Source organism: Flavobacterium sp. DW-iso2, assembly GCF_058725285.1.
On sequence record NZ_JBZXDY010000058.1, the window covers coordinates 1 to 1,589 of the forward strand.

The 1,589-nt window shown below is 34.1% G+C and carries 1 protein-coding gene; it reads right to left on the bottom strand.

Annotated elements, in window-relative coordinates:
* Positions 1 to 421: 421 nt before the first annotated feature.
* Entirely contained in the window at positions 422 to 1,498 is a 1,077-nt protein-coding gene (locus AC4PRO_RS18065) for an IS110 family RNA-guided transposase (protein ID WP_108741752.1), read from the bottom strand.
* Between the last annotated feature and the right edge of the window lie 91 nt (positions 1,499 to 1,589).

The window sequence follows — 1,589 nt, forward strand, 5'->3', positions numbered from 1 at the left end:
TCCTATGTAAAGCAATTAAAGTTATCAACAACTTTTTCTCTGAGCGATATGTGGGTGATTTTCGAGTATAAAATGCCGTTCCAACGGCTTGTTGGAAAAGTTGGAAACAACTTTTTGTCCGCCGTAGGCTTTGGACAGAAAAAGTTATTCTAACTTTTTCAATAATGCCACGATTTTTTTTTCCTCTTTTATATCATATTTTTCCTTTAAATTCTTAAAGCTCAGGCTCCTATTTGTGGTCTAAATCAATAGCCACCAGCACCTGTGTGGTTGTAAGAATAATAAAATAGCTGCCTGCTCGTTATGTAGCCCACGCTTTAGCGTGGCTACCACCTTAGCTTTGCAGTCTATTTTTTCTTGTCATTTTGTGAGACTTTTAAGAAAGTTATTTTTTGATTTTCGCTACTCTTATTTTTTAATTTTATGCTATTGATTTTTCTAAAACTATGTTTTTATTAATTTTATATGGGGTTTGTGTCTTAATAACTGCTAATATCCTTCGAGTCATTTTATGTGCTACTTTTACGATGATGCTTTTTACATTTTTTCCTTGATGTTTTCTATAATACTGTTGCATTTCAAGATCTTTCCTCACAGCCATCCAAGCCGCTTCAATCAAGTAGCTTCGTAATTGACTTCGGCTCCGAGGAGTTATTCCCAAACATTTCTCGCTACCACCGCTATTATGTATTCCAGGAACAATTCCAACAAAACTAGCAAATTGTCCCTCGGTATTGAAACGCCTCAAATCACCACATTCTGCAATAATAACAGAGGCTAGATAACCCCCAATACCAGGAATACTCTTCAATAAATTGTAATCTTCTTTGTGGCTTTTTCGACAATAGGCTCGCATTTGATTGGCAATTTCTAAATATTCTGTTTTTACAAATTTATACATTCTAATTTTTCCTTGTAAAGCTAAATCTCCACAAGTAGTACTAAATTTCACCTTTTCTAACCATTCTATAAAACCATTAGACCAATTCGAATTATCATATTCTACGGGGATTTCTATTGCGTGAAACAACAATAAACTCTTGATATGCAATTTAGTTGTCCTCAATTTTTTTGTAACCTGTGTTCTATGGCGTGCCAAACTCGTGAACTGATCCTCATCCTCTGTAGGGATATTGATTCCTTTTAAAGTGCCAGATTTCAACTGGTTGGATAAATTTTTGGCATCCAAAGCATCTGTTTTCTGATAGCGTTCTTTATTTCCTGTTTTCACGTCAGCTGGATTGACCACTAGTACATTCCATCCTAAATTTAAAAAATAGCGAGCTACAGAAAACCCACAACAACCTACTTCATAAACTAAATAAACCTCATGATTATGAAAATTATTAGTTACATATTGCTCTAAATCACAAGATTTTGAAGGCATAGAATACGTTTTATGGAAAAATAAATCGGTCTGAATGGAAACTGTCCATGTTTTCTTGTGTATATCCAAACCAATATATACTTTTGGACTAGTAGTAATTTGAGTACTCATATCATTAAAGTATTAGCAGACAGCCAAAACTGTACTGCAGTTAGTAATTATTTTGAGGCTCAATTTACTGCTTTTACATAGATGCTCGTTG

Excerpts from the sequence above, each read along its gene's own strand:
- AC4PRO_RS18065 (WP_108741752.1), bottom strand. The coding sequence starts at position 1,498 with ATGAGTACTCAAATTACTACTAGTCCAAAAGTATATATTGGTTTGGAT.